Origin of the sequence: Bhargavaea cecembensis (assembly GCF_000826125.2) — a bacterium.
Taxonomy (GTDB): domain Bacteria; phylum Bacillota; class Bacilli; order Bacillales_A; family Planococcaceae; genus Bhargavaea; species Bhargavaea cecembensis_B.
Window position 1 is genome coordinate 607,558 of sequence record NZ_LN651373.1, and the last position, 14,224, is coordinate 621,781.

The following is a 14,224-nucleotide window of genomic DNA, read 5'->3' on the forward strand; positions in this document are numbered from 1 at the left end:
GAGGAAAGGGGGAGATCCGGTGAATCGCCTGAAAGGAATCGGGATGATCGTATCCGGTGCCGTGCTCTGGGGGGCGACGGGACCGATGATGGAATGGCTGCTCGCCGAAAAGCCGATCGAGGTGGCGCCGTTCATTGTGTTCCGGCTGCTCATCGCAGGGGCTGTGCTTCTGATCGTACTGAACCGGCAGGGGAAGCGGGTCACCCTCGTCTGGCGGCAGAAGGCATGGGCGCGTCAGCTCGTCATCTTCGGGATCGTCGGCATGCTCGGCGTGCAGTTCACATTCCTGAAGACCATCGAGGAAAGCAACGCCGTCATCGCCACGCTCCTCCAGTTCCTTGCGCCGATTTTCGTCATCTCGTTCGTCTCATACAGTCAGCGCAGATGGCCGCCGGTCTATCAGATGCTCGGCATCCTCGTGACGCTCGGCGGGCTCGTGCTGCTTCTGACGAACGGTTCATTCTCATCACTCGAAGTGAACCGGGCGGCGCTCTCGTGGGGTGTCGTCCTCGGGTTCACGTTCGCATTCTATACGCTTTATCCCGCCCGGCTCATGCACGAATACGGCGTCATCCAGACGGTGGCCTGGGCGATGGTCATCGGCGGGTCGGCTCTGTTTATCGCCTCGCCGGCCGCCGTGTTCCGGACTTTCCCGAAGCTGCTGGATCCGACGGTGCTGCTCATGATGCTGCTCATCATCGTGTTCGCGACGGCGGGGTTCATCCTGCTCCTCGGCAGCACGAAATTCATCTCCCCGGTGGAGACGAGCGTCCTGTCGAGCTTCGAGCCGCTCACGGCGATGATCGTGTCGGCGTTCTGGTTCGGCCAGCTGCTCGGGAAGTGGCAGCTCGGCGGAGCGATCGTCATGCTCATCGGCGTCGTCTGGCTGTCCGTCGCGGGAAGCAAGGCGGCCGAAGTGGAGGCCGAACCGCCGAAAGTTTCATGAATCAAACAAAGGAAGCCGTCCGGAACTTGTCGTCCGGGCGGCTTCCTTTTTGGTTGGCTTTATAGATGATGAATTTCCATCGGCCCTTCGGCTTTCACGTCGACACCTTCAGGGACGGTGAGGAGGTAGACCGGCGATCCCGAGGCGGTTGACCATCCGTTCGAATGTTCGGGGACAAATGGGACGGCCAAGAAGGAGAGGGTTATCCGCGAAACATCGAAGGTCTCATAATCCACAAGAGTGAGCCGGCCCGTTTCAGAGTCGAACACAGGCGGTTTGGGGCCCGTCTCGGATGAAAAATCATAGCCATCGAGGAGCAGCCGGGACTGATATGTGACCACGGAAATCTCCCCGGGCTCGCCTCTTTGCACCGCGACACTGGCGTAGCCGTCGTACCCTCTTCCGAACGGGGTTTGAAGGATCAGCGTGTCCCCGCTGAATGAAAATGTGTGTTCGGAAGCAATTTGTTCCGGAGGAACGGCGTCCGGATTACCTTGATCGATCACCGTTTCATAAGCCCCGAGCGGCTCTTCCGTGTCCCCGACATACGGATAGGCCTTTTCACCCGGCAGAACGACAAGAGCAATGGCGGCGCCGACCAGGGCAACAGCCATATAAACGAGGAACAGCCGGTTGACCAGCCGTCCTCCCGGCACCGGGATTTTTCTCCGGTACCGCACTCCGGCCAGCAGCAGGATGATCAAGGCGATAAGCAGCGGAAACATGATCATGCGCCCGCCTCCTGTCTGTTTGAAATGAGGGCGGCGGCTGCGAACAGCACAGCCGATACCGCGACTGCTTTGATCAGCAGGATGCCCGGCTGGTCATTGCCGAACAGGAAGCGGCCGACGTCCCCGAGCAGCAACAGGCCGGCATTGTCCATGATGCCGAGGACGATCAGCGCCAGGAGGAAGAAGACGATCACGAGCAGCCTCGACAGGCCGAGCAGCGTTCCGAGCAGATACCCGGCACCCGCCGCCAGCAGGGAATACGAAAGCAGGACGGTTAACAAAACAAGCGCATACCCCGCAAGTCCCCAGTCGCCGAGCCGGAGAGGGATGACCGGCGTGCCGCCGAGAACCGGAAACAGCAGGCAGGCCGTGGAGGCGAGGACCGCCGTCAGAGAACCGGCCAGGACGAGCAGGGCCATATATGCGATATTCCCGGCATGGCGGGACATCCGGTCGGTGGCAAAGATCATATCGGCTTCAAAGGAATCGCGCCCGGTCAAATAAAGCGGGGCGAGGAATGCCCAGGCGAGCGTCAGCACGAAGATGACATCCGTATTGAAAAACTGGGTGTTGATATTCATGCCGCTGTAAGAATTATAATCGGACACGCCGGACGAGGTCAGGGCGATCACGATTCCGGCAAGCTGCACGGCCAGCAGTGATCCGACGATCCCCGGCCGGGAAGCGAGGTTACGGGCGATCTGCCGGAAGATGACGGTCTTCCGATTCGGTCTGGTCAGCGTAGACACGGTCGATTCCTCCTTCCGTTCCGCCGGTGAAGGCGATGTAGGCGTCGTTCAGGAACAGGGAAGAGACGGCGAGGTCCTCTCCGGCCGGCGCAAAGATCGTGCCGGGTTCCAGTTCGACGATCGCTTCTTCCATGCCGGGGAGCGTTTCCCGTCTGGAGCGGACGTGCAGTCCGGCGGTCGCAGCCCGGACGGTTTCGGATCTGCCGGTCAGCCGCTTGAACCGCTCCCTGAACGATTCCGCCTCCCCGTGATGGCGCAGCCGGCCGTCTTGAAGGATCGCCACTTCCTCGAACAGTTCCTCGAGTCCCTGCAACTGATGGCCGGATAGGACGATCATCCTCGGGGCTTCGATGAATTCCTTGAGCAGCACGCTCGTCAGGTCTTTGCGCACGACGGCGTCCATGCCGTTCAGCGGCTCGTCAAGAAGGGTGAGCGGGCAGCGCGCGGCAAGTCCGGCGATCAGGTTGAATGTATTTTTCATGCCTTTTGACAGAGCCGCGTGCTTGGCGCCGGAAGGGAGGGAGAAATAGTCCGCCAGCCTCCCCGCCAGCTTCCGGTCGAAATTCGGATAGGCGCGGGCAAGCTCATCGAGGATCCCCGCAAGCGAAAGCGTGTCGGGGAACCGGATGTCTTCAGCCATGTAGATCGTATTGGCCGAGGCAAGTAGCGAATTGAACACCGGCTCGCCGAATGCCCGGACTTCTCCGCCGGTCGGCTTCAGGAAGCCGGCGGCCAGTTTCATCGCCGTCGTCTTGCCGGCGCCGTTTCGCCCGAGCAGTCCGATGATCTTTTCCCCTTCGAGTGAAAGGGTGAGGTCTTGCAGTGCGCGCTTGCCGAGAAACTGTTTTTCCGTGTGGTCAAAATCCAGCCGGGTCATTCCGTTCCCTCCATTTCACGTTTGATCATCCGGATGAGCTCTTCACCCGGGATGTCGAGCAGCCGTGCCTCGGCAACCGTTTCCCTGATCTTTTCGAGCAGCGTGCCGCTTCGCCGTTTCTCCAGGATCGCTTCTTTCGCGCCTTCCGCGACGAACATGCCGAGGCCTCTCTTTTTGTACAGGATCTCTTCTTCCGCAAGGATATTGAGCCCTTTGGCTGCCGTCGCCGGATTGATCCCATATAGTTCGGCGAGCTGGTACTGCGAATAGACCTTCCCGTGTTCGGGAAATGATCCGGCGATGATGCCTTCTTCGATCCAGTCCGCGATCTGCCGGTAGATCGGGGCATTGCTGTCCGGGTTGATGGCCACCGGATCACCTCCCGATGAGTGAGTGCATTACTGTTGTAATGTACTATACAGGCCGAAGGTCCGCATGTCAATTGTAGAATTGCGGGAAAATTCATCCTTGGAACTACCCGGCACTCTTGGAATATGGCATAATGGGAATCGATAAATGATTCGGTGGACGAAAGAATTTGGGGTGACAGCTTGAAGACTATCTTTTCCTATGCATTGAAATATAAGTGGGCGATCGGCATCGCGCTCGTCCTCATGCTGATCGAACTCGGAGTCGAGCTCGTGCAACCGCTCGTGGTCAAGCAGATCATCGACGAAGGAATCCTGGCGGGGGACTCGGGGACGGTCTGGATGTGGGGAGGTGTCATGGCCGGGCTCGCGGTGGCCGCATTCCTCTCGGGAGTCGTCAACTCCTACTTCTCGGCGCATGTGGCGCACAGCTTCGGCTATGATCTGAGGACTGCGCTGTTCCGGAAGATCCAGTCGTTCACGATGTCGACGTTCCTGCGCTTTCCCCAGTCGGGGCTCCTGACCCGGATGACGAGCGACATCACACAGGTGATGAACGTTCTTTATATGAGCCTCCGGATCATGCTCCGGGCGCCGCTCGCCGCAGCCGGAAGCCTCATCATGGCGTTCATCGTCAATCCGAAACTCGCGCTGTTCCTCATGATCGGGGTTCCGTTCCTCGTTGTGTTCCTCGTGTTCATGGTAAGGAAGGGCGTCGCGCTGTTCGGCCGCGTGCAGCGGAGGCTCGACCGGGTGAACCGGGTCGTGCAGGAAAACCTGCAGGGCGTCCGGCTCGTCAAAGCGTACTTGCGGGGCGGCTATGAGACGAAGCGGTTCTCAAAAGTGGCCGATTCCCTGCGGTCGGACACGGTGTCGGCCGTCCGGCTCATGGAACTAATCCTGCCGATCCTGCTGTTCGTCATGAACGTCAGCCTGCTCGCAGTCCTCTGGTTCGGAGCGTCGGAAGTGCGGGCCGGGGACGCCCAGGTCGGTGAAGTCGTCGCAATCGTGAACTATGCGCTGCGGATGACCGGTTCGTTCTCGATGTTCTCCTTCATCATCGTGGCTTACTCCCGCGCCAGGGCGTCCGCCGAGCGGATGGAAGAAGTGCTGCTTGCGGACGGCGGCTCCGAGACTGCGGAAAGCGGAAGCGGGGAAATGCCTGCGGGCGACCTGCGCTTCGAGCATGTTTCATTTAAGTACGAAGGGTCGGACAAAGGCGTGCTCCACGACGTGAATTTCCATGTCCGCCCGGGGGAGAAGCTCGCCATCATGGGGGCGACCGGTGCCGGAAAGTCGACGCTTCTGAATCTGATCCCGAGATTTTTCGATCCCGTGACAGGAAAGATTCTGATCGACGGCCGGGATATCGCCGAATGGCCGCTGAAAGATTTACGGGATGCAATCGGCTACGTGCCTCAGCAGTCGATGCTCTTCACTGGTTCAATCCATGAGAACCTCGGCTGGGGGGACCCGGAGGCGGGGCTCGACGAACTGGAGGCGGCTGCACAGAAGGCGCAGATCCACGACTCGGTCGAACAGTTCCCGGACCAGTACGGCACACGGGTCGGCCAGAAAGGCGTCAACCTGTCGGGCGGCCAGAAGCAGCGGCTGTCGATCGCGCGGGCGCTCGTGCGGCATCCGTCGATCCTGATCTTGGACGACAGCACGTCCGCACTCGACGTGAAGACCGAAGCCGCACTCTGGGAAGCGCTCGAAGGGGAGCGGGCGACGATGCTCGTCGTCACCCAGAAAGTGAGCACGGCGGCCGGCGCGGACCGGATCCTTCTGCTCGATGAGGGCCGCGTGGCGGGCTACGGCACGCACGGGGAACTGATGGCGCAGTCGGAGCTGTACCGGCAGATCGTCGATTCGCAGTTACAGCATGACGGGGAGGTGGACGCCGATGCCTGAATTCCTGAGACGGCCGTTCGGCTATGAACCGATCCTCTCGAAGGAAGATCTCAAAAAACCGGCACAGAAAAAAGGCGAGCGGCCGGACAACTGGAAGCGCGTGCTCATCCGGATCTGGAAGCTCGTCGATGAGCAGCGGGCACTTCTCATGACCGTGCTCGCACTCGTCGTCGTGAGCTCCGGACTGTCGATCCTCGGCCCATATTTAGTGGGCCATATCGTCGATAACTATATTGTGGCCGGCCAATTCGCCGGCTTCGGCAAGATGGTTGTTGCTTTGCTTGCCGTGTATTTCGGCCTGTCGCTGTCGATGTACATGCAGAGCTTCTGGATGATCGGCATTTCTCAGCAGGCGGTCTATAAGATGCGCGCCGGCCTGTTCGGCCATCTTCAGCGGCTCCCGGTGAAGTTCTTCGACCGCCGGCAGCACGGTGAACTGATGAGCCGCATGACGAATGACATCGAGAACGTCAGCCAGACGCTGAACAACTCGTTCATCCAGGTGTTCTCGAGCGTGCTGACGCTCGTCGGGACGCTCATCGTCATGCTGACTCTCAGCCCGCTGCTCACACTCCTCACGATGACGATCATCCCGGTCATGTTCATCGCCGTCCGGTGGATCACCCGCCGGACCGGCCGGCTGTACAAAGCCCAGCAGAAGGCGGTCGGGGAGCTGAACGGGATGATCGAGGAATCGATCTCCGGACAGCGCATCGTCAAGGCGTTTTCCCAGGAAGACCGGGTGATGGAGGAGTTTGCCGAAAAAAGCGAACGCCTCCGCCGGACCGGCTTCTGGGCGCTCACATACGCAGGGTTTATTCCGAAGGTGATGAACTTGCTGAACAACGGGGCGTTCGCGGTCGTCGCCGGCATCGGCGGCATCCTGGCGCTCCGTGGAGACGGCATCGTCACGATCGGCACAATCGTCATCTTCACCGAATACGCCCGGCAGTTCACCCGTCCGCTGAATGACCTCGCGAACCAGTTCAACACGGTGCTTTCCGCAATCGCGGGGGCGGAGCGGGTGTTCGACATCATGGACGAGCCGGAAGAGAGGGACGATGCGGCCGGCCATGCGGATACGGTCCTGAAGGGTGACGTGGAATTCCGAGACGTCTCGTTCGGCTACGATCCGGAGAAAAGCGGCTACCAGGCGAAGGAAATCAGTTTCCATGTGCGGCCGGGTGAAGCGGCGGCGTTCGTCGGTGCAACCGGAGCAGGGAAGACGACCGTCATGCAGCTGCTTGCCAGGTTCTATGATCCCGACGAGGGGCAGATCCTGATCGACGGCATCCCGATCACCGACCTCCCGAGGAAGACGCTCCGGAGCCAGACGGCGTTCGTTCTCCAGGATCCGTTCCTGTTCGAAGCGAGCGTCATGGAGAACATCCGGTACGGCCGGCTCGACGCGACCGACGAGGAAGTGATCCGCGCGGCGAAGGAAGCGAACGCCGACGACTTCATCTCGAAGCTGGACGCCGGCTACGAGACCGTCCTGTCCGCGGACGGCGGCGAGATCAGCCAGGGCCAGAAACAGCTCCTGTCGATCGCCCGCGCGCTCGTCGCGGACCCCGTGCTGCTCCTGCTCGACGAAGCCACTTCGTCGATCGACACCGTCACGGAAATGAAGATCCAGGAAGCGCTGGAGCGGCTCATGGAAGGCCGCACGAGCTTCATCATCGCCCACCGGCTCAACACCGTCCGCAAAGCCGACCTCATTTTCGTCATGCAGGACGGCCGCCTTGCCGAATCGGGCACCCAGGAAGACCTCATCGAAAGCCGTGGCCTCTACTACCACATGCTGAAAGGCTCGGAAATCGGTGCGGAAGAAGAATGAAAATGATTGAACCCGGAGCGGGGAAGAAGCTCCGGGTTTTTTTGTGAGTTGGGGGCGTGTCGGAGTTTCAGGTACAGGAGGGGCCGGTTCTATTTTGGGGAGTATCAGCTTTGGTCGGGCGGGTGTCAACTTGGAAGGGGAGAGTATCAACTTCGGGGGTGCGGGTGTCAACTTGGACGGGGAGAGTATCAACTTCGGGGGTGTGGGTGTCAACTTGGAAGGGGAGAGTATCAACTTCGGGGGTGTGAGTGTCAACTTTGAAGGTGAGAGTATCAACTTTGGGGGTGTGAGTGTCAACTTCGTGGAGGCGGGTGTCAACTTTGACAGGATGAGTGTAGTTCCAAGCGGGCGGGTGTCAGCTTCGATTATGTTGTGGTGTCGTTTGAATGTTTAATTATCTAACCTGAAGCGCTACTTGCCTAGGCCAAGACGTAACGTTTCAGCAAAGATACACAACGTTTCAACCAAGATAAACAACGTTTCACGATTGCGGGCCGAAACTTATATAAATGTGCTGCGGGAAATCTGAGTTCACTCGGAAAACTGTACACGGCCTCGTCTTTTGCGGGACGAACACCAACTTCCGCTCCTGCAGCACCCGACAAAAAACGCATGCCATGAAAGCATGCGTTTCTTCCTGCGGATCAATCCCCGGCCATGATGGGTTTTCGTTTTTTCTTCGGCCTGAAGCCGCCGAGGAGCAGTTTTCCGTACGGGACGAACTTCTGGAGGACGATCGAGACGAGGATCGGCAGGATGAGCCCGATCGCCGTGAATCCGATCAGTCCGTACGTGAAGAAGTCGTTCAGGACGATGTCGGCGAAAATATGGAGGTACATGACGGAGATCGAGTGCGTTTCGATTTTCTGCAGCCAGGTGAGCGGCATCCGGGCGGTGAGCCGCTGGAACAGCCCGATGACCACGATCGTGCAGGACAGCGGAATGATCAGATCGAGCAGGAAATGGTCATACCGGAGAAACTTCATGCTCAGCCGGTAGTCGAAGATGCCGGCCGCATCCATGGCGAAGCAGGCGGCCGCCGTCACGAGGCCTGCGGTGAACCACTTGCCGGAGATGTCCATCCAAAATGTTTTTAAATAGTAGCCGAGCGCAAAGTAAACCGTCGCCATGAGGGCCACGTCGAGGTTCCACGGAAGCGGGATCTGCTGGGCCGCTTCGACCGTCCCGCCGCTCAAGACATACTTGGCGATCAGGCTTTCCGCATGGGCGAGGAGGTAGAAGCCGGCGATGATCGCGAGCTGCGCTTTCCGGCCGAAATGGCGGGTGATCTCCGTGAAGATGACAAACACGGCAAACAGCGTCGTGATGAACCAGAACACCCCGTAGGCGCCCCGCACGAACCGGCCGCCGACGACGAGCTTCCATAAATCATTCAAATACCACTGGATATCCGTGTTCCCCGAACCGAGTTCGATTCCGTAGCGCATCCCCGTGATGACGACGAGGAAAAACAGATAGGGAACGATCAGCTGCATGAACCGCTTGCGGATGGAGTCGCCGACTTCCGCGCGGTTTTTCGCTTCCTTGAAAAATAGACCACTCATCAGGAAGAAGGCGGGCATATGGAACCAGTAAATATATTTGGAGAGCGGAAAGTCGAGCTCTCCCGGATAGTGTCCGATGACGACGAGGATCATGAGGAATCCCTTCGTCACGTCCACCCACGTCAGTCGTTTGTTTGCCATGATGAAGGACCTCCGGGTGTCGGGTGTGTAAATAAGTTTTCCTCTATAGATTACCGGAATCCGAGTTTTGTAAACCGGCAAGCGGGCGGAAACTGGCCGTGCTGCTTCCCGTATGCCCGTGCCCCCGTGCTGAAAAAGCCGTCAAATCAACAAAAACCCGGGCGGACAATTGTCCGGCCGGGCGTCAATTTTATTCCTGGTCGTTGATCTCCATCTTGCTGCCGTCGTCGAAGGTCACTTCGAGTTCAAACTTGGAGTAATCCGGAATGTCGAGTGCATTCAGGATATTTTTCTTCACTTCATCCTTGCTCATCTGCTGGTCGAGGATGATGTCCTTGAAGAGCTTGTCGAGCTCGTCCATCGCTTCTTTCTGGTGGGTGTCGTTGTCGTAATCAACTCCCTGGAGCGAGTTTTCATAATCGGCTTCGAAGGTTCCGTCTTCTTTCGTCTTGTAATCGGCATCGACCGCATCCTGTCCGTCCACATCGATTTCAAGATCGAATTTCGTGAATCCGTAGCCTTGCTGGGTTTCCTGCATGCCGTCTTCGCCTTTGCCGCCGGCAGGATTATCGCCCGCTTCGTCGTTCTCAGGGGCTTCTTCGGTTGTGTTGCCCGTGTTTTCGGTGGTGGCGGAGTTCTCGTCGTTCGCGTTGTTGTCACTGTTGCCGCAGGCTCCGAGAACGAGAGTCCCTGACAGCAGGGTGAGACCGAGAAGTCTCAGTTTCATGGTAGCACGTCCTTTCCTGATCCCTTTGTCTTTATCTTGCCTGTTTTACGGTTTTCTAAACAGCGGTTCATGGCGGCGGACCGGCAATTATGCGATAATCAATCCAAACTGCGGGCATTCGGCCCGGCGGGAAGGGCGGATGGAAATGGAGATTTTCGCGCATAGGGGAGCATCGGGGACGCATCCGGAAAACACGATGGCGGCATTCAAGAAGGCTGTCTCGCTGCCGATCGCGGGCGTGGAGCTGGATGTGCACCTGTCAAAGGACGGCGTGCCGGTCGTCATCCACGACGAGGCGGTCGACCGGACGACAGACGGTGCCGGCTTTGTGAAAGACCTGACATTCGATGAATTGAAGGAGCTCGATGCCGGAAGCTGGTTCTCGGAAGAATTCCGGGGAGAGAGGATCCCGTCGCTGCGGGAAGTGCTGGAGCTTTTCGACGGGACCGGACACCGGCTGAACATCGAATTGAAGTCAGATATCTTTCCGTACCCGGGCATGCGGGAAAAGGTGATCGGCCTTGTGAAGGAATTCGGACTTGGGCGGCGTGTCATCCTGTCTTCATTTGACCACGAGACGATCCGTGCGGCCAAGCAGGAGGCGCCGGATCTCGAGACGGGCGTGCTGTTCATGGAAATTCTGTCGGATGCACCGGCCTACGCCGCCTCCATCGGTGCCGACGCCCTTCATTCGGCGATTCCGTTTGCGGTCCGGGGACCCGGACAGAGGGCCGTCGATTCCGGATCGATTCTCCGGGTGTTCACCGTCAACAGCCGGGAGCACGCCGAGTGGGTCGCCGCATCCGGTGCCCGCGCCATCTTCACGGATTACCCTGAAAAGATGTTGGAGCTGTTCGGCGGACACAAATAAAGCCGGGGTTGCCTTGATGGCAGCCCTGGCTTTTGTCTGTCGTCATGGAATAGCCTTTCAGTTTTTCGGAAGGGCGCCATTCGTGATCTTGCTCATCACTTTGTCCGACACAGTTCCGATCGAATAAAATACGAGGAACACAACGACAAGGAAACTGAACGATTGCAAAAAGATATTCGAAAACTGTCCCGCAATCCAATTGCCGCCGTAAAATATAAGAGCACTTGCCACGACTACGGTAGAAACAAAAGTTAGCGCAACGCCCAGAAGCTGAAGTTTACCCAGCTCTTTGAACGCTCTCAACGTCTCTTTATTATTCACGATGAAACTATAAATCATCAGGAGTACCAACAGTAGGATGAATACAAAATCGTCCAAGTTTTTCCCTCCACACAAAGTGATTAATACAGTGCCGGAATAGACGGTCAGCGTACAAAATCACCAGGCGGCCCGGTGTTCTTCCGTGCAGCCGAGCAGTTTGACGATGTGAAGGTCGATGTGCGGGTCCGCCAGGCGGAGCCAGCCGCTGTAGTAGCCGATGAGCTGGTGGACCTCGGAGCGGACGAGGCGGACATCGGTTCCGGCCGTGCGCTCAAAGAACGGTGTGAATGTCAGATCGACCGCGTTGGAAAACTTGCTGTGGATTCGCCAAGGCTTCATGTAGTCGTCCGGGTCGTAGTCGAACAGGACGTCTTCGCTGATTTTGATCATCTTTCCGTCGAGGAAGACGGCGTTCTCGGTCATGCCGGTCCCGTCCGTCCAGCGCCCCCCGAAGTTCAGTCCGATCCGGCGCCGGCCGTACCGCTGGGAGGCCATCGCCCAGTTCCATGTGATTTTCCGAGGCCAGATGCCCCTGCCGAAATCGAGGACGGCGAAGCTTTCGTCGCGGGTCATCTCGTATCGGCGGTCGCCGAGCGTGATGAATCCTTCGGTCGGAAGAAGGTGGTGCTTGGCGGTGAACTGGAACTGCTTCCGGTTCCATGGAACGACGACATTCAGCGATTCATCACCGGGCAGATGCGTGATCAGCAGATCTCCATGCAGCAGCTCGCCGTCGAAGTCGGGCACCGTGACGAGGAGACGCGTGCTGCCCTGCAGGTGGATCATCTGGATGTTCATGTCCGGGTTCGTGAACGAAACATTGCCGAGCACTTCATCGGGCATCCGGATATGGCGGCCGATCGGGACCGTGATGGTCTTCTCGAAAAACCGCTGGGTATCGTAGTGGAGGAGGTAGACAAAACAGACCACTGCGTAATCAAGATGGGCCACCGTCGCCGAAAACAGGACTTCGTCCCCGAACACGCACCAATAGTTCCACCGCTTTTTCCTCATGTAGTTTTTCGCAAGGTTGCCGGTGATGATCGGGCTCCGGGCGAAGCCGATCGCATCGGGATTGACTGTCCCGTCCGGGTTGGAAAGCCGGACAGGTTCCGTGATTTCACGCTCTGCGTGTTGCATGGCGACCACCTCAATTTTCACTGTTGTCATCGAATCTGTTATCTGCTATACTCTACATTGTACCAAACAAACGGGGCATTAGCTCAATTGGGAGAGCGTTGCGCTGGCAGCGCAGAGGTCAGGGGTTCGAGCCCCCTATGCTCCATAAAGTGAAAGTCGCCGGATTCCTATTATGGGAAATCCGGCGGCTTTTTTGTGCGGGGCGAACGGTCCGCATCCGGCCACGCACCGTCCGGGTTTTATTTCCACCCGTCTTGCGCCCCGAATAGACCGCCCATCGCCGGCATACGATGTGCTGAGGAGGTGCGGTGCTGGCCACCTATGACCGGGAAGCGGCGGTTGCGTATGCAAACCGGTGGTGGAACGACTACAATCCGGAGTTTCCGAAGTTTGGCGTCGACTGCACGAATTATATCTCCCAGTGCCTGCTGGCGGGAGGCGCTCCGATGCGGGGATTTCCGAACCGGGAGCAGGGCTGGTGGATCCAAGACGGCAACTGGAGTTTCAGCTGGAGTGTGTCCCATTCGCTGCGGTGGTACTTGGCCGGTTCGAATAGGGGACTGACGGCGAAGCAGGCCGGATCGGCCGGGGAGCTGGCGCCCGGCGATGTCATTTCGTATGATTTCGAGGGTGACGGGGTATTCAACCATACGACGATCGTCACGTCGGTGCGCGACGGCGTCCCGTATGTCAATGCCCACACGTACAATGTGAAAGGGAGGCACTGGGCCTACAAAGACTCCTACGCATGGCGTCCGGAGGCAAAGTATATCTTCTGGAAGATCAATGATCAGTTCAGCTAAAACAAAAACCGCTTCTGCCGGAAAAGACGGCGGGAGCGGTTTTGCCGTGACGGCCATCGTCAATCGAAGTCGTACCAGATGACGGCCATCGTTCCTTCGCCGGCGTGGGCGGCGAGGACCGAACCGATGTCGCCGACTTCGATTTCCAGCTCCGGCATGGCGGACACCATCTGATCCTTCAGCCTCATTGCCTCTTCGGGGCTGTTTGCGTGCATGAGGCGGATTTTCCGGCGGCCGTCCCCGTAGGCCAATCCGACCCGGTCGGCCAGGTAGCGGAATGCCTTTTTCTCGGAACGGACTTTGTCCATCACTTCCAGCCGGCCGTCGGGAGTGATTTCGATGATCGGCTTGATCTGCAGCATGCTGCCGAGGTAAAACTGGACACTGCCCATCCGTCCGCCTTTGTACAGCTGGTTCAGCTGTCCGATGTAGATGAATGATCGGGCCTCGCCGGCGTGCTGCTCGAGGGCGTCGGCGATTTCGTCCCTTGATTTTCCTTGCTCCCCGAGTTTCATCCCGAGAAGGACGAGTCCCGTGATGCCGTGGGACACCGACCGGGAATCGATCACCCGGACGTCGAAGCTGCTGAGGGCGACGCCCGTGACGGCGGATGAGTATGTGCCGCTCAACTCGGAGGCGAGCGCCACGGTGATGCCCTGCTCATACTCTTCTGCAAGCCGGTCATACAGGTCTGCGAATTTTCCGGCTGACGGCTGCGACGTTTTCGGGAAATCTTCGGATGTCCGGATCATCTCATACAATTCTCCCGGCTGGAGGTCCACTCCGTCAACGAACGACTTGTCCCCGAAATGGACGTTCAGCGGAACGACGTACAGATCCGGATGCCCGGCAAGCTCCGGTGGGATATGTGCGGTGCTGTCCACAATCCACGCAAGCGGTTTTTTCTTCATCCCCATCCCTCCATTTCTTCCCCTTATTACTATTACTATTATAGCATCCTTCTGCGCTAAAAAGACTGAAAATTAAAAGGATGCCCGTTGCTATACTGAAATAACAACGGGCACCTCGAATAGAAGTTATTCAATTGAAAGCGTCCTTGAAATCGGGCCGGTGCCGGATCAGCACGATCGAGGCTGCCAGGAGCAGCGGCCAACCCGCTTCGAGCCGTCCTGCGAACAGGAGGGCGAGCGTCCATGCAGCGAAGCCGCCGGGCATGGCGAGGACCGCGTTCCGGAGGGGCAGCCAGGCAGCGGCCGCGCCGGCGGCAAATCCG

General features: G+C 58.4%; 15 protein-coding genes and 1 tRNA gene. 6 read left to right on the forward strand and 10 right to left on the reverse strand.

Annotation, left to right across the window (positions count from 1 at the left end; all coding sequences use genetic code 11):
* The first annotated feature begins 19 nt into the window (after nucleotides 1–19).
* Nucleotides 20–946: a DMT family transporter gene (locus tag BN1189_RS08600; protein ID WP_040227410.1), complete on the forward strand. Its 927-nt coding sequence runs from the start codon at nucleotides 20–22 to the stop codon at nucleotides 944–946.
* Between the two features lie 59 nt (nucleotides 947–1,005).
* Here BN1189_RS08600 and BN1189_RS08605 read toward each other — a convergent pair whose 3' ends face one another.
* The 4 genes from BN1189_RS08605 to BN1189_RS08620 are packed head-to-tail and all read right to left on the reverse strand — an operon-like array spanning nucleotide 1,006 to nucleotide 3,674.
* Complete coding sequence (locus tag BN1189_RS08605; RefSeq protein WP_040227412.1) at nucleotides 1,006–1,677, reverse strand: hypothetical protein; 672 nt, start codon at nucleotides 1,675–1,677, stop codon at nucleotides 1,006–1,008.
* Nucleotides 1,674–2,426: a hypothetical protein gene (locus BN1189_RS08610; RefSeq protein ID WP_040227413.1), complete on the reverse strand. Its 753-nt coding sequence runs from the start codon at nucleotides 2,424–2,426 to the stop codon at nucleotides 1,674–1,676. Before BN1189_RS08610 ends, BN1189_RS08605 begins: the two co-directional genes overlap by 4 nt.
* On the reverse strand, nucleotides 2,368–3,303 hold the full coding sequence (locus BN1189_RS08615; RefSeq protein WP_052455769.1) for an ATP-binding cassette domain-containing protein: 936 nt from the start codon (nucleotides 3,301–3,303) through the stop codon (nucleotides 2,368–2,370). The genes BN1189_RS08610 and BN1189_RS08615 overlap by 59 nt, the downstream gene beginning before the upstream one ends.
* Nucleotides 3,300–3,674 carry a GntR family transcriptional regulator gene (locus tag BN1189_RS08620; RefSeq protein ID WP_040227415.1) on the reverse strand — a complete coding sequence of 125 codons (375 nt, stop codon included), beginning with the start codon at nucleotides 3,672–3,674 and terminating at the stop codon, nucleotides 3,300–3,302. The genes BN1189_RS08615 and BN1189_RS08620 overlap by 4 nt, the downstream gene beginning before the upstream one ends.
* A gap of 180 nt (nucleotides 3,675–3,854) precedes the next feature.
* On the opposite strand from BN1189_RS08620, the gene BN1189_RS08625 reads away from it, so the two are divergent.
* Together BN1189_RS08625 and BN1189_RS08630 are read left to right on the forward strand one after the other, a co-directional pair.
* Nucleotides 3,855–5,585: an ABC transporter ATP-binding protein gene (locus tag BN1189_RS08625; protein WP_040227417.1), complete on the forward strand. Its 1,731-nt coding sequence runs from the start codon at nucleotides 3,855–3,857 to the stop codon at nucleotides 5,583–5,585.
* Nucleotides 5,578–7,422: an ABC transporter ATP-binding protein gene (locus BN1189_RS08630; protein ID WP_040227419.1), complete on the forward strand. Its 1,845-nt coding sequence runs from the start codon at nucleotides 5,578–5,580 to the stop codon at nucleotides 7,420–7,422. The genes BN1189_RS08625 and BN1189_RS08630 overlap by 8 nt, the downstream gene beginning before the upstream one ends.
* A gap of 644 nt (nucleotides 7,423–8,066) precedes the next feature.
* On the opposite strand, the gene BN1189_RS08640 is transcribed toward BN1189_RS08630, so the two are convergent.
* Together BN1189_RS08640 and BN1189_RS08645 are read right to left on the reverse strand one after the other, a co-directional pair.
* The gene (locus BN1189_RS08640) at nucleotides 8,067–9,128 is read right to left on the reverse strand and encodes an acyltransferase family protein (protein WP_040227422.1); all 1,062 of its coding nucleotides are present in this window, start codon (nucleotides 9,126–9,128) and stop codon (nucleotides 8,067–8,069) included.
* A 190-nt stretch (nucleotides 9,129–9,318) separates the two neighbouring features.
* Entirely contained in the window at nucleotides 9,319–9,855 is a 537-nt protein-coding gene (locus BN1189_RS08645) for a YusW family protein (RefSeq protein ID WP_040227424.1), read from the reverse strand.
* A gap of 139 nt (nucleotides 9,856–9,994) precedes the next feature.
* Here BN1189_RS08645 and BN1189_RS08650 point away from each other — a divergent pair, with 139 nt between their 5' ends.
* Nucleotides 9,995–10,726, forward strand: coding sequence for a glycerophosphodiester phosphodiesterase (locus BN1189_RS08650; protein ID WP_306610705.1), 732 nt, complete (start codon nucleotides 9,995–9,997; stop codon nucleotides 10,724–10,726).
* Between the two features lie 57 nt (nucleotides 10,727–10,783).
* On the opposite strand, the gene BN1189_RS08655 is transcribed toward BN1189_RS08650, so the two are convergent.
* Together BN1189_RS08655 and BN1189_RS08660 are read right to left on the reverse strand one after the other, a co-directional pair.
* Nucleotides 10,784–11,104: a hypothetical protein gene (locus BN1189_RS08655; protein ID WP_040227430.1), complete on the reverse strand. Its 321-nt coding sequence runs from the start codon at nucleotides 11,102–11,104 to the stop codon at nucleotides 10,784–10,786.
* A gap of 60 nt (nucleotides 11,105–11,164) precedes the next feature.
* Nucleotides 11,165–12,217 (reverse strand): DUF2804 domain-containing protein, encoded by a 1,053-nt coding sequence (locus tag BN1189_RS08660; protein WP_257125404.1) that lies wholly within the window; start codon nucleotides 12,215–12,217, stop codon nucleotides 11,165–11,167.
* Nucleotides 12,218–12,259: 42 nt separating this feature from the next.
* Between BN1189_RS08660 and BN1189_RS08665 the strand changes: the two genes are divergently transcribed.
* Nucleotides 12,260–12,332, forward strand: a tRNA-Ala gene (locus BN1189_RS08665).
* A gap of 163 nt (nucleotides 12,333–12,495) precedes the next feature.
* On the forward strand, nucleotides 12,496–12,990 hold the full coding sequence (locus BN1189_RS08670; protein WP_098049691.1) for an amidase domain-containing protein: 495 nt from the start codon (nucleotides 12,496–12,498) through the stop codon (nucleotides 12,988–12,990).
* A gap of 59 nt (nucleotides 12,991–13,049) precedes the next feature.
* On the opposite strand, the gene BN1189_RS08675 is transcribed toward BN1189_RS08670, so the two are convergent.
* Together BN1189_RS08675 and BN1189_RS16095 are read right to left on the reverse strand one after the other, a co-directional pair.
* Entirely contained in the window at nucleotides 13,050–13,901 is an 852-nt protein-coding gene (locus BN1189_RS08675) for a DegV family protein (protein WP_040227434.1), read from the reverse strand.
* Nucleotides 13,902–14,031: 130 nt separating this feature from the next.
* Nucleotides 14,032–14,224 (reverse strand): hypothetical protein (locus tag BN1189_RS16095; protein WP_040227436.1); only part of this gene is annotated, 193 nt, incomplete at its 5' end.

Excerpts from the sequence above, each read along its gene's own strand:
- BN1189_RS08650 (WP_306610705.1), top strand. The coding sequence starts at position 9,995 with ATGGAAATGGAGATTTTCGCGCATAGGGGAGCATCGGGGACGCATCCG.
- BN1189_RS08645 (WP_040227424.1), bottom strand. The coding sequence starts at position 9,855 with ATGAAACTGAGACTTCTCGGTCTCACCCTGCTGTCAGGGACTCTCGTT.
- BN1189_RS08660 (WP_257125404.1), bottom strand. The coding sequence starts at position 12,217 with ATGACAACAGTGAAAATTGAGGTGGTCGCCATGCAACACGCAGAGCGT.
- BN1189_RS08615 (WP_052455769.1), bottom strand. The coding sequence starts at position 3,303 with ATGACCCGGCTGGATTTTGACCACACGGAAAAACAGTTTCTCGGCAAG.
- BN1189_RS08640 (WP_040227422.1), bottom strand. The coding sequence starts at position 9,128 with ATGGCAAACAAACGACTGACGTGGGTGGACGTGACGAAGGGATTCCTC.
- BN1189_RS08675 (WP_040227434.1), bottom strand. The coding sequence starts at position 13,901 with ATGAAGAAAAAACCGCTTGCGTGGATTGTGGACAGCACCGCACATATC.
- BN1189_RS08605 (WP_040227412.1), bottom strand. The coding sequence starts at position 1,677 with ATGATCATGTTTCCGCTGCTTATCGCCTTGATCATCCTGCTGCTGGCC.
- BN1189_RS08630 (WP_040227419.1), top strand. The coding sequence starts at position 5,578 with ATGCCTGAATTCCTGAGACGGCCGTTCGGCTATGAACCGATCCTCTCG.